General features: G+C 72.6%; 11 protein-coding genes. 9 read left to right on the top strand and 2 right to left on the bottom strand.

Translation table 11 applies throughout. The features are described 5' to 3' along the window. The first annotated feature begins 16 nt into the window (after window positions 1–16). The 7 genes from F9C41_RS30830 to F9C41_RS30860 all read left to right on the top strand — a co-directional run bounded on the left by F9C41_RS30830 (window position 17) and on the right by F9C41_RS30860 (window position 7,808). The gene (locus tag F9C41_RS30830; RefSeq protein ID WP_155390305.1) at window positions 17–2,260 is read left to right on the top strand and encodes a sensor histidine kinase; all 2,244 of its coding nucleotides are present in this window, start codon (window positions 17–19) and stop codon (window positions 2,258–2,260) included. After that, window positions 2,257–2,661: a roadblock/LC7 domain-containing protein gene (locus tag F9C41_RS30835; RefSeq protein ID WP_155390306.1), complete on the top strand. Its 405-nt coding sequence runs from the start codon at window positions 2,257–2,259 to the stop codon at window positions 2,659–2,661. Before F9C41_RS30830 ends, F9C41_RS30835 begins: the two co-directional genes overlap by 4 nt. Continuing rightward, the gene (locus F9C41_RS30840; protein WP_155390307.1) at window positions 2,651–3,040 is read left to right on the top strand and encodes a DUF742 domain-containing protein; all 390 of its coding nucleotides are present in this window, start codon (window positions 2,651–2,653) and stop codon (window positions 3,038–3,040) included. Before F9C41_RS30835 ends, F9C41_RS30840 begins: the two co-directional genes overlap by 11 nt. Then, window positions 3,033–3,632, top strand: a complete 600-nt coding sequence (locus tag F9C41_RS30845) for a GTP-binding protein (RefSeq protein ID WP_120318237.1) — start codon at window positions 3,033–3,035, stop codon at window positions 3,630–3,632. Before F9C41_RS30840 ends, F9C41_RS30845 begins: the two co-directional genes overlap by 8 nt. 77 nt (window positions 3,633–3,709) lie before the next feature. Beyond that, window positions 3,710–6,100, top strand: a complete 2,391-nt coding sequence (locus F9C41_RS30850) for a serine/threonine-protein kinase (RefSeq protein WP_155390308.1) — start codon at window positions 3,710–3,712, stop codon at window positions 6,098–6,100. Between the two features lie 9 nt (window positions 6,101–6,109). Further along, entirely contained in the window at window positions 6,110–7,309 is a 1,200-nt protein-coding gene (locus F9C41_RS30855; RefSeq protein WP_155390309.1) for a YibE/F family protein, read from the top strand. 85 nt (window positions 7,310–7,394) lie between these two features. Next, window positions 7,395–7,808, top strand: coding sequence for a DUF7144 family membrane protein (locus tag F9C41_RS30860; RefSeq protein ID WP_120318234.1), 414 nt, complete (start codon window positions 7,395–7,397; stop codon window positions 7,806–7,808). Window positions 7,809–7,904: 96 nt separating this feature from the next. On the opposite strand, the gene F9C41_RS30865 is transcribed toward F9C41_RS30860, so the two are convergent. Then, on the bottom strand, window positions 7,905–9,470 hold the full coding sequence (locus F9C41_RS30865; RefSeq protein ID WP_155390310.1) for a CocE/NonD family hydrolase: 1,566 nt from the start codon (window positions 9,468–9,470) through the stop codon (window positions 7,905–7,907). A 197-nt stretch (window positions 9,471–9,667) separates the two neighbouring features. Next, entirely contained in the window at window positions 9,668–10,426 is a 759-nt protein-coding gene (locus tag F9C41_RS30870; RefSeq protein ID WP_155390311.1) for an SDR family oxidoreductase, read from the bottom strand. A gap of 327 nt (window positions 10,427–10,753) precedes the next feature. On the opposite strand from F9C41_RS30870, the gene ddaH reads away from it, so the two are divergent. Then, window positions 10,754–11,563 carry a dimethylargininase gene (gene ddaH, locus F9C41_RS30875; RefSeq protein WP_196280027.1) on the top strand — a complete coding sequence of 270 codons (810 nt, stop codon included), beginning with the start codon at window positions 10,754–10,756 and terminating at the stop codon, window positions 11,561–11,563. After that, window positions 11,560–12,780, top strand: coding sequence for an ornithine--oxo-acid transaminase (gene rocD / locus F9C41_RS30880; RefSeq protein ID WP_155390312.1), 1,221 nt, complete (start codon window positions 11,560–11,562; stop codon window positions 12,778–12,780). The genes ddaH and rocD overlap by 4 nt, the downstream gene beginning before the upstream one ends. Window positions 12,781–12,787 lie beyond the last annotated feature (7 nt).

The following is a 12,787-nucleotide window of genomic DNA, read 5'->3' on the forward strand; positions in this document are numbered from 1 at the left end:
CGCTTATGAGGTCGTTATGCCCCGACGCTTCTTCTCCCAGCAGAGCTGGTCGATCAGGTCGCGGGTGATGCTGCTCCTGCTGGCGCCGCTGGTGCCGCTGCTCGGCATGTGGCTGTTCAGCACCACGGTGACGGTCGGCCCGGCGGCGAACCTGCTCGACGTCAAGTCCGGCGTGGACATGTTCGGCAAGCCCGCCTACGACCTCGTCACCGAGCTGCAGGCGGAGCGGGCGCTGTCCATGCGCTTCGTCAGCGGCGGCGCGGGCGCGGCCACCGAACTGGGCGTGCAGCGCGCCGAGACCGACGCGGCGCTGGCCGAGTTCCGCAGGCTCGCCGGCGGCGACGACGCCGAGGCGGCGGCGAGCGCGCTCACCCGCCAGCACCTGGCCACCGTCGGCAAGGCCCTGGAGGAGCTGCCGCTGGGCCGCGCCGTGGTGGACACCCGGCAGTACGACCGGGTGCAGATCATGCGGCTGTACAGCGGGATCATCGACAAGACGTTCGGCCTGTACGGGTCGGTCTCCGGCCTCGACGACCACGAGCTGAACCGCCAGGCGGGCACGGTCATCGCGCTCACCGAGGCGCGTGAACTCTACGCCCGCGAGAACGCGCTGGTCAGCGCGACCATCGCGAGCGGCGGCATGTCGCCGGCCGAGCGGGCCGAGGTGGTGGCGCTGATCGGCCTGCAGCGCCGGGCACACGGCACCGCGACCCGCTACCTGCACCCCGACGACGCGAACCGCTACACGGCCATCCTGGACAGCGCGGCCTACCTGCGGATGCGGGCCGTCGAGGACCGGCTCGCCGACCTGGGCCGCCCGGCCCCCGCGATCGACGCGACGCAGTGGTCCGCCGACTTCGCCACCGTCGACGAACGGCTCTACGACCTGGAGTCCGCCGCGGCCGCCCGCACCATCGACGCGACCATGCCCGCGGCCACCGCGATCCTGCTCCGGCTGGGCCTGGCCGGCGGCGCGGGGCTGGTCGTGATCGTGGTGCTGGCGCTGGTCTCGGTCCGGGTGGCGCGCTCGATCATCCGCCGCATCCAGGCGCTGCGCACGCAGGCCCTGCACGTCGCCGAGCACAGCCTGCCCGACGTGGTGGCGCGGCTGCGCGCGGGCGTCGAGGTGGACGTGGACGCCGAGGTGCCGCCGCCGGGCCCGATCGAGGACGAGCTCAACGAGCTGGAGAACGCCTTCGCCCTGGTGCAGCGGACCGCCGTGGCCTCGGCCGTGCAGGAGGCGACCCTGCGCAACGGGCTCAACCAGGTCTTCCTCAACATCGGGCGGCGCAGCCAGGTGCTGCTGCACCGCCAGCTGGCGCTGCTGGACGCTATGGAGCGCCGGGTCACCGACCCGCAGGACCTCGAGGACCTGTACCGGGTCGACCACCTCGGCGCGCGGATGCGCCGCCACGCCGAGGACCTGGTGATCCTGGCCGGGGCCAAGCCGGGCCGGGGCTGGCGGCATCCGGTGCCGCTGCACGACGTGATGCGCTCGGCGGTGTCCGAGGTCGAGGAGTTCACCCGGATCACCGTGGTGCCGCCGCAGGAGCTGGCGCTGCGCGGCCGCGCCGTCAGCGACGTCATCCACCTGCTGGCCGAGCTGCTGGAGAACGCCACCGCCTACTCGCCCCGCGACACCCACGTCACGGTGGCCGGGCAGCTGCTGCCCAACGGCTACGCGGTGGAGATCGAGGACCGCGGCGTCGGCATGCCGGCGTCCGTCGTCGAGGAGGCCAACGGGCGGCTCGCCGACCCGCCGGACTTCGACCCGGCGCACAGCTCCCGGCTGGGCCTGTTCGTGGTGGCCCGGCTCGCCGCCCGGCACGGCATCCGGGTCACCCTGCGCCAGTCCCCGTACGGCGGGCTCACCGCGGTGGTGCTGCTGCCGCGCGAGCTCGTCGTCGACGCCAACGCCCCCGTCCCGCCGGCGACCCCGGTGCCGTCCGCCCCGGCCGTCCCGTTCGCCGGGCCGGCCACGATCGCCGAGAGCGCCTCGCCCGCCGAGGGCGAGCTGCCGGTACGCGACCCGCAGACCCACCTCGCCGCACCGCTGCGCGAGGAGCCGGTCATCGAGCTCGACCCCGTGCCCGGCGACGCCGAGCCACCGGTCCGGCCCGCCGACCGCACGCGCAACATCCTGACGTCCCTGCTCGCAGGTGCGCACCGGGGCCGGGTCGCGGCCACGGTCCGGACCGGACCCACCCCTCCCGCTGACACCCCCGCAGCGGCCGAACCGCCTGAGGAGTCGACATCATGAGCAATCCCGCGGGCCTGGACTGGCTGCTCGACGACTTCGTGGACCGCATACCCGCGGCGCTGCGGGCCGTCGTGTTCTCAGTGGACGGGCTGCTGCTCGGCGCGTCGCGCGACCTGTCCCAGGCCGACGCCGACCACATGGCCGCGATCGCGGCCGGCTTCGCCAGCCTGTCGCGCAGTGCCGGACGGCACTTCAAGGCCGGGCCGGTGCGGCAGGCCGTGATCGAGATGGAGGAGGCCGTCCTGCTGGTCACCGACGCCGGCGAGGGCAGTTGCTTCGCGGTGCTCAGCAACGCCGACTCGGACATCGGCATGGTCGCGTACGAGATGCAGATGGTCATCGAGCGCATCGGCCACAGCCTCGGCACCCAGCCGCGGCCGACCTCCACCCATGCGCGCTGACGACGACGATGCGCACGAGTGGCTCGATGCCGAGGCCGGGCCGCTGGTGCGGTCGTACGCGGTCACCGGCGGGCGGGCGCGCCCCGGCGCGGGCACGTTCGACCTGCTCAGCTATGTCGTGGCGACACCGGTGGGGCAGCGCCGCCACGCCGTCCACCTGCAACCCGAGCACCGGGCGCTACTGGCCCACGCTCGCGAACCCATCTCGGTCGCCGAGCTGTCCTCCCGTGCCGGGTTTGCCCTCGGCGTGGTCCGGGTACTCCTCGCAGACCTGCTCGACGAGGGCGCCGTCAAGCGGTTGGCGCCCGCCGTGGCCCCCGGCCACATTCCGGACGACCACATCCTCCAGGCGGTGATCCTTGGCCTCCGTCATGCGTGACGAGCGTGCCCGGTCCGTACCCACGGCGATCAAAATACTGGTCGCCGGGGGGTTCGGCGCAGGCAAGACGACAATGGTGGGCACGGTGAGCGAGATCCTGCCCCTGCACACCGAAGAGGTGCTCACCTCGGCCGGCACCGACTCCGACGACCTGTCCGGAGTGGAGGCCAAGCGCACCACCACGGTCACCATGGACTTCGGCCGGATCACCATCGGCGACAGCGCGGTGCTCTACCTGTTCGGCACGCCGGGCCAGGACCGGTTCTGGTTCCTCTGGGACGAGCTGGCGATCGGCGCGCTCGGCGCGGTGGTGCTGGCCGACACCCGGCGGCTGGCGGACAGCTTCCCGTCCATCGACTACTTCGAGCGCCGGGGCATCCCGTTCGTCGTCGCGGTGAACTGCTTCCACGGCCACCAGCCCTTCGGCGTCGACGCCGTGCGCGGGGCGCTGTCGCTGGACCCGGACGTGCCCGTGGTGATGTGCGACGTGCGCGACCGCCGATCCGGCCGCGAGGTGCTGGTCACCCTGATCGAACACGTACGGGCGATCACGCTCGGGCCCGCGCACACCGCCGTGGCCGGCACGGGCTGACCGAAGGCGTGATGCCGACTTTTCGGAGGACGTCTAAGCCATAGGCGTGACACGGGTGTCGCCGGTACGCTGCGCCGGTGCCGACCCCTGAGCGCCTCGCCAACCGGAGCCTGCCGGCCCTCCTGCGCGACGCCGCCGCGCTCACGCTGAAGCAGTGGCGCGGCCTGCTGACGGTGGCCGCCGCCGCACTCGTGCCCGCGCTGCTGGCCCGTGAGGTCATCGGCATGTTCGCGCTCAACGGCAGCGCCACGATCGTGGACGGGTCGTTCACCCCGGCGCCCGCGGCGGCCGCCGGCGGGGCGGGACTGGTCGCGCTCGCTCTCGGCTGGGTGGTGGCGCTGGTCGCGGGCATCGCGGTGGCGGCGGGCGGCCTGCGCGGCATCCCGGTCGATCCCCGGGCCGCGCTGCTGCTGTCCCTGCGACGGCTGCCCGCGCTGGTGCCGGCCCTGCTGCTGCTCGCTGTCGCCGCGGTCGGGCTGCAGGTCGTGACCATGCTCGCGGTCGCCTTCTTCGACATCGCGCTGCCGCAGGACGTGGCCACCGCGGCGGTCTTCGGCCTCTTCGTGCTGACCCTGATCGTGCTGGCCAGCAGGCTGCTGACGGTGCCCGCGATCGTGCTGGGCGACGGGGCGGTCTCCTGGCTGTCGCACGCGCACGCGCTCGCCGCGGGCCGTTTGCTGACGGCCGGCGGTGCGCTGGCGATCGGTGTGGTGGTGACCCCGGCGCTGGTCGGCATGGGCGCCGCCGCGCTGACTCAGGCGCAGCCCGCGCTCGCCCTGGTGGTCGCCGCCGTCGCCGCGATCGTCGTGCCGGCCGTGCAGGCCGCCGTGCTCGCCACCGTCTACCTGCAACGCCGCCCGGCGGGCGCCCGTGGCGCGGAGGCCGACCTCGACCGGGTCGACCGGACGCTGTCGGCCCTGTCCCCTGCGGTGACGCCCGTTCCCGCGCCGGCGGACCCGACCACCGACGAGCAACCGGCGTCCGCCACCGTCGCGTCAGGTCTCACCACGGCCGAACGGGCCACCGGTCCCCGGCACGGCGCGGTGGCGCGGACGGGGCCCTTCGCCGCGCTCGCCCGGCCGTTCGCCAGGACCGCCTGGCCCCTCGCGAGGTTCGGCCGGCCCGTCGCGGGGCTCGCCTGGCGCGTCGCGAGATTCGTCCGGCCCGTCGCGCGGTTCGCCCGGCCCGTCGTCAGGTTCACCGGGCCCGTCGCCAGGCTCACCCGGCCCTGGACCGGCCGCGTCGCGCTCGCCGCGGCCCTGGCCTCGCTGTCGCTGCCGGCCCTGCTCGGGCTGGGTTTGGCGGCCGCCGACCCGTGGGACGGCCCGCACGCGAGCCGGCACGGCGTCTCGTGGAGCGGCGAGGTGCTGGCCATGGCTTGGCCGTCCGGACACCATCCGGTCGTGGTCACCGACTACGGCCCGCACTGGTGCCTCGACGACGAGTGCCGCGACGTCCGCTCCCGCAGCTCCGAGCCGCTGATGCTGGGTGCGCCGATGCCCGCCACCGCGATCACCGCCACCGGCGACGTGGTCTCGGCAGGCATCCGCGGCCGGGAGAACCGGGCGGTGAAGACCAACGGCGACGACGCCGTGCAGATGCAGCGCTGCACCGCACCGTGGGCCTCGGCCGACTCCCGGCCCAAGCCGGGCACCTGCGAGGACGGCATCACCCATTGGCACAGCGGCGGCAAGGAGGGCCAGTCGCACCTGGCCGTCGCCGCCGGGCCGGACGGCTCGGTCGTGGTGGCCACCGCTCGCCCGCTGCTGGTGAAGGCCGACGGCCGGCCGCGGGTGCAGCTGGCGGTCACCCGCTGCAACACGGTGCACTGCAACCGGCGGTCGCTGGACGTGCTCGGCACGGTCGAGGTCGAGCTGAGCGCCTGGCTGCCCGAAGGCACGGTCACCGCCCCCGGGTACGCCCCGCTGCTCCAGCTCACCCTCGACACCGCGGACCGGCCGACGGTGCTGCTCCGCGATCCGGCCGGGCGCCGGGCTTGGCTCGCCACGTGCCCGACGGCCGCGTGCGACGCTCCCCGCGTCACCGAGATCGGCGCGCCGGAACGCGCCACCGACCAGGCCGTGCTGCTGCCCGGCGGCGCTATGCCGCGGCTGGTCGCGGGCGGTGACGCGATCACCTTCCACGCGCCGGTGGCGGTCGCCGCGAACGGCCCCGGCCTGTACGTGCTGGGCACGGAGTCCGATCTGGCCGCCCCGGTGCCGCTGGCCCCGGCCGAGTACGGCAGCGGCAGGCTGGTGCTCTGGCACTGCCCGCCCGGCTCGGTGGACCGGGCCCGCCGGGCGGCGCTGCCGCTGCTGGCCGGCGAGCTGTTCCAGGCCGCGCTGGTGACCAGCGGCGACGGCCGGGTGCTGGTGACCTACTCCGACAGCGGCCGCCGGTACGCCGTGCTGGTGACCGGACCGCCCAACCCGGGCAAAGGCCCCTATTGCGCGGGGTTCGGCGGCTAGGTTCGGCTCATGGGGGCCGGACACAGTCACGAGCCTGGCGAGTCGCTGCCACCTGCCCCGGCGGACCTGCGGCGAATCGTCACCTCGATCATCGTGCCGCTGGTCGCGGCCACCCTGATCGGGCTGATCGTGCTGTGGCCGCGCGGGCCGTCCCCGCAGCAGGCCTCCGACACCATGCAGCGGCTGCACGGCGAGATCGTGTCGGCGACACCCGCCTGCCCGCGCGAGGTACCGGCCCAGCCGGGCGGCGACTGCGGCACCGCGCAGGTGCGCATCGGCGACAAGGTGGTCGACGCGGTGGTGCCGACCGGGCCGAGCGCGCCGGTCGTCGGCGTCGGCGACGACGTGGTGCTGATCGGTTCGGTCGACGCCGAGGGCGGCCAGCGGTATGCGGTGGTCGACCATGACCGGTGGGGCTGGCTGCTGGCGCTGGTCGCGCTGTTCGCCGCCGCGGTGATCGCGTTCGCCCGCTGGCGCGGCGTGGCGAGCCTGGTCGGTCTCGTCGTGAGCTTCGGGGTGCTGCTGGCCTTCATCCTGCCCGCGATCGTGCGCGGGGAGCCGCCGCTGGCGGTGGCGATCGTCGGGTCCGCCGCGATCATGTTCGCGGTGATCTACCTGACGCACGGGGTCAGCGTGGGCACCTCCATGGCGCTGCTCGGCACGCTGGCCGCGCTGGTGCTGACCGGCCTGCTCGGCCTGCTCACCACGAACCTGCTGCACCTGACCGGCTCCGGCAGCGACGAGGCCGCGATCCTCGCCAACGTGCTGGCCGGGGTGGACCTGCGCGGCCTGCTGCTGGCCGGCATCATCATCGGCACGCTGGGCGTGCTCGACGACGTCGCCATCACCCAGCTGGCCATCGTCGGGGAGCTGTCGCTGGCCGATCCCACGCTGAGCGCGCGGCAGCTCTACCGGTCGGCGATCAAGGTGGGCCGGTCCCACGTCGCCTCGGTGGTCAACACCATCATCCTGGCGTACGCGGGCGCCTCGCTCCCGCTGATGCTCCTGCTCGTCACGGCCGGCACCCGCACCCGTGACGTGCTGTCCACGCAGGTGATGGCCGCCGAGATCGTACGCGGCGTGGTGGGCACCATCGGCCTCATCGCCGCGGTTCCGATCACGACCGCGCTGGCCGCCTGGGCGATCGCCCGCTCGCACCGCCAGGCCGCCCACTCGCACGCGCAGCCGGTCGAGCCTGACGCGTCGTGAGCTGTTTCCGGCGTTCGCCCTGATCAGGGGCGCATTCGGCGATAACGTGAAGGGGCTTCGTCCGTTTCGCACGAAGGTGGGTGCTATGTCGACCGTGGCGAAAGCGACCGAGCGCATCGGCTCGGGCTGGCTGTCCTTCGCCGGCCTGCTCATTCTGCTACTGGGGGTGTTCAACGTGGTGGAGGGCATCTTTGCGATCGCCAACGACCGGTATGCCGCGTACGCCACGTCGACCCAGGGCGAGCTGTACCTGTTCAACCTGCACACCTGGGGCTGGCTGCACGTCCTGCTGGGCGCGGTGCTGATCGCCGTCGGCGCGGGCATCTGGTCCGGCAAGGAGTGGGCCCGCGGCGCGGGCATCGGCCTGGCCGGCGCGACCGCCCTGCTCCAGATGCTCTACCTGCCGGTTTACCCGTTCTGGTCGCTGATCAACATCGCGCTCTGCATCCTGGTCATCTACGCCCTGGTGGTGCCCCCGCGCGGCAGCACCGCCGACTGACCCGCTTCGCCGCGGCGGAGTCACCCCGATGATCGCTGTCCGGTGTCAGAATCTGGGGTCCGACCGCAGATCATGACACCGGACAGCGATCTCCCCTCAGCGCACCGGCACATCCACCCAGGACTGGCCCGAGAACAGCACCGAGCCCAGCCAGCCGTTCTCGTCCAGGTAGAGGCCGTCATGGCCGTCGACCACCAGCGCGAGCCGGTGCCCGGCGGGCAGGTCCCAGCTCGTCGCGGGCAGCGCGATGTCGACCGTGCGGGCGGTGTTCGCGGTGGCGTTCAGCCACGACACGGGCGCGTGGGTGATCAGCTTGCCGGTGCCGGCCCAGTCGACGTCGTAGAGGTACGCCACGATGGTGCCGCTGCGCTCGGTCGGGGTGAACCGGGCGTGCACGGTCGCGCTGCCGCGGATGCGCACCGTGCTGGTCGCCTCGTCGCCGATCCACACCGCGCCGTTGTCCCGGTCCACCGCGGGCAGCCAGGCCGTCGGCGGGATGCCGGTCAGCGCCTGCAGCCCGTTGGACAGCAGCACGATGCCGCCCGCGGCGACCGTGTCGTCGTTGAACCAGGTCCGCCGCGACCAGCCGGTGGTCGCCGTGCCGCCGAGCTTGCCGGTGCCGGTCAGCCAGTTGACCTCGCCGAGGCCGTAGCGACTGGTCGAGGTGGCGGTCGCGGCCCAGTTCGGGTACGACTCCACCGCCCCGCCGGTCAGCGAGCGCAGCACCACCGGCGGCTCGGCGTCGATGCCGTTGGCGATGCCCGACAGAAACCGGTCGAACCAGCGCCGCACCGAGGTCCACACGTGGTTGTCCAGCCCGATCAGGCCGGTCAGCTCCGGGATGGCGTGGTCGCCGGGCGCGAACTCCAGCCGCTTCGGCCCGGCCAGCGCGCCGTAGAAGTCGACCAGCTGGTTCGGCGGGAAGATGGTGTCGCCGTACCCGTTGGCCAGCAGCACCGCCGGGCGGTTGGCGTTGATGCCGGACAGGTAGGTGCCCGCCGAGCGGAGCCGGGCGAACTCCTTGACCCCCGCGATGTTCCGGTTGGCGTAGAAGTCGCCGATGATCGCGTCGAACTCGTCGCTGGTGTCGCCGAGCAGCGCCGCCGAGCCGACCAGTAGGGCCGAGGACTGCAGCCGCCGGGTGTCCCCGCCGTACAGCGAGGCGACCAGGTCGCTCCAGCCCGACAGGGCGGCCACGGCCCGGATCCGGGCGTCGTGGCCGGACGCGATCAGGCTGATGCCGGCCCCGTAGGAGACGCCGGCCATGCCGATGCGGGACGGGTCGGCGGTGGTGTTCGCGACGAGCCAGTCGAGGACGCGGGAGACGTCGGCGATGTCCTTCGGGCCGGCGGTGTCGATCTCGCCACCGGAGGCCCACCAGCCGCGTGGGGTGTACGACAGCACGGTGTAGCCGCCCTGGGCCAGGGCGGCGGCCTGGGCGATGTACTCCAGGTCGTTGAGGGACCAGCTGGCCGGGAAGACGACGGCCGGGTGCCGGCCGGGGCTCGTCGGCTCGATGACGTTGGCCTTGAGCACCGTCCCGTCGAGGGCGGTGACGTCGATGAAGCGGAAGCCGGTGGTCGGGGCGGCGGCCTGGGCGGGGGCGGGCCAGGTGACGAGCGCCAGCACGACCACCGTCAGGAGGGATAGGGATCTCCTCACGGCGGACCTCACGGGGTGTCGGCCTTGCTTCGAAAAAGTTACCGAGAGGTAACCACGCCGTGAGCTAGATCACAATACCCGTGGGTAGCTTTTCATGGACGTTGGCCTATCTGGATGAGTTCGATCGCCGAAAACTCATCCAGATAGGCCAACGTTTATGTCAAACGGGGTGCGGCGCGCGGGGTCGCCGGGGCCGGTCAGCCGCGGGGGCCGCCCGCGACGTAGATGACCTGGCCGGTGACGAAGCCGGCACCCTCGCTGACCAGGTACGAGATCGCGTGCGCGACGTCGGCGGGAGTGCCGACCCGGCGCACCGGGGTCTCCGCCGCCCGCGCGGCCTGGAACGCCTCGAAGTCGACGCCGACGCGCGCCGCGGTGGCGGCGGTCATCTCGGTGACGATGAAGCCCGGCGCGACCGCGTTGGCGGTGATGCCGAACGGGCCCAGCTCGATGGCCAGGGTCTTGGTGAAGCCCTGCAGGCCGGCCTTGGCGGCGGCGTAGTTCGCCTGGCCGCGGTTGCCCAGCGCCGAGGTGCTCGACAGGGACACGATCCGGCCGTACTTCTGCTCGACCATGTGCTTCTGCACGGCCCGGCTGCACAGGAACGCGCCGCGCAGGTGCACCGACATGACGGTGTCCCAGTCGCTGTCGCTCATCTTGAACAGCAGGTTGTCGCGCAGCACGCCGGCGTTGTTGACCAGCGCCGACGGTGCGCCGAGGGTGGCCGCGACGTGCGCCACGGCGGCGTCCACGGCGGCGGAATCGGAGACGTCCGCGCCGACCGCGATGGCCCGGCCGCCGGCCTTGGTGATCGCGGTGACGGTGTCGGCGCAGTTGTCCTCGGTGAGGTCGACGGCGGCGACGGCGAACCCGTCGGCGGCGAGCCGCTGGGCGGTGGCCGCACCGATGCCCCGGGCCGCGCCGGTGACGATCGCTACTCTCTGGCTGTCAGTCATGCGCCGCACTTTAACGACAGTTCAGCGCCCCGCAGAACACGCCCCGCGCAGCCGCGCGTGCGGCGGGCGCGCCGCGCAAGGTCATCGGACTTGCCAGGCACCTGTGCGTATCTTGAGCCGCTTTCGCCCACCTGCCGGGCAAGTCGGGCGATCATGGCGGCGCGCTACGGTCGGAGGGCGGGCGGGGCGGCCACGGGTCGCGGAAAGCGCCTGCCGGGGTTGACGCAACGGATCGTTGGTCGACAGGGTGAACTACGCAAGAAACCAAGGTCATAAGCATGAGCGAATGATGGTTATGCTGCGATCTTCCCCTCTAGCGTTAGGGCCATGCAGAAGCGCTTTCTGATGTGCCGGCCCACCCACTTCGCCGTCACCTACAAGATCAACCCCTGGATGGACCCCGCCGCGCCGTACGACACCACTCTGGCCATCAGCCAGTGGGAGAGCCTCAAGGCCACGTACGAGAACCTGGGACATCAGATCGAGCTCATCGACCCCATCGCGGGCCTGCCCGACATGGTCTTCGCCGCCAACGGCGGCACGGTGATCGACGGCAAGATGTTCACGGCGCAGTTCCGGCACGCCGAGCGCGCCGACGAGGGCCCGGCCTACCGCGACTGGGCCGAGCGCGCCGGCTACGAGGTGCACGACGCCAAGCACGTCAACGAGGGCGAGGGCGACATCCTGCTCGCGGGCGACTACGTGCTCGCGGGCACCGGTTTCCGCACCGCGCACGCGTCGCACGCCGAGGTGCAAGAGATCTTCGGCCGCCCCGTGATCACACTCCAGCTCGTGGACCCGCGCTTCTACCACCTCGACACCGCGCTCGCGGTGCTGACGACCGGCGCCGACGGCAAGCCGGCCAACATCGCGTACCTGCCCGAGGCGTTCTCGCCCGGCAGCCAGAATGTGCTGCGTCAGCTGTTCCCGAACGCCGTCATCGCTAACATCGAGGATGCGGAGGTGCTGGGACTCAACGCGGTCAGCGACGGCGAGAACGTCGTGGTGCCGGTCCAGGCCACCCACCTCGCGGAGGAGTTGCGCAAGGCCGGCTACGAGCCGATCGGAGTCGACGTCTCCGAGCTGCGACTGGCCGGTGGTGGACCCAAGTGCTGCACCCTGGAGCTACGGTCATGAACTCGATCGTCGACAGCCGTACGCCGTCTGCGGTAGACGAGGCGGAGCGGTACACGGCGCACAACTACCATCCGCTGCCGGTCGTCATCACCGAGGCCGAGGGCTGCTGGGTGACCGACGTGGACGGACGGCGCTACCTGGACTTCCTGTCCGGATACTCGGCGCTGAACTTCGGCCACCGGCACCCGGCGCTGATCGCCGCCGCGCACGCCCAGCTGGACCGGCTCACGCTGACCAGCCGCGCGTTCATCCACGACCAGTTCGCCGAGTTCTGCCACCGGCTGTCCGAGCTGACCGGCCAGGACCTGGTGCTGCCGATGAACACCGGGGCGGAGGCCGTGGAGACCGCGGTCAAGGTGGCCCGCAAGTGGGGCTACCAGGTCAAGGGCGTGCCGGACGGTCAGGCGAAGATCATCGTGGCGGCGGACAACTTCCACGGCCGCACCACCACGATCATCAGCTTCTCCACCGACGAGGACGCGCGGGCCGACTTCGGGCCGTACACCCCGGGCTTCGAGATCGTCGCGTACGGCGACCTGGAGGCGCTGGCCGAGGCGATCGACGACTACACCGTCGCGGTGCTGCTGGAGCCGATCCAGGGCGAGGCCGGCGTGCTGGTCCCGCCGGACGGCTACCTGTCGGGCGTACGTGCCCTGTGCAGCAGCCGCAACGTGCTGTTCCTGGCCGACGAGATCCAGAGCGGGCTGGCCCGCACCGGGCGCACGTTCGCCGTGGACCACGAGGACGTCAAGCCCGACATGCACATCATGGGCAAGGCGCTGGGCGGCGGCATCGTGCCCGTCTCCGCGGTCGCCGCCAGCCGCGAGGTGCTCGGCGTGCTCAAGCCCGGCCAGCACGGCTCGACGTTCGGCGGCAACCCGCTGTCCTGCGCGGTCGGCATCGAGGTCATCAAGCTGCTGGAGACCGGCGAGTACCAGCGCCGCTCGGCCGAACTCGGCGCGATGCTGCACGAGCAGCTGCGCGCGCTGATGGGCCGGGGCGTCACCGCGGTGCGCGGCCGCGGCCTGTGGGCCGGCGTCGACATCGACCCGGGCGTGATGACCGGACGCCAGGCCTCCGAGAAGCTGATGGCCCGCGGCATGCTCGCCAAGGACACCCACGGCACCACGATCCGCCTGGCCCCGCCCCTGGTCATCGAGGAAGACGAGATCACCTGGGCGGTCCGCCAACTCGCCGAGGTCATCGGCGCCGCCTGACCGCCCG

The organism is Catellatospora paridis (genome assembly GCF_009720365.1).
Classification (GTDB): domain Bacteria; phylum Actinomycetota; class Actinomycetes; order Mycobacteriales; family Micromonosporaceae; genus Catellatospora; species Catellatospora paridis.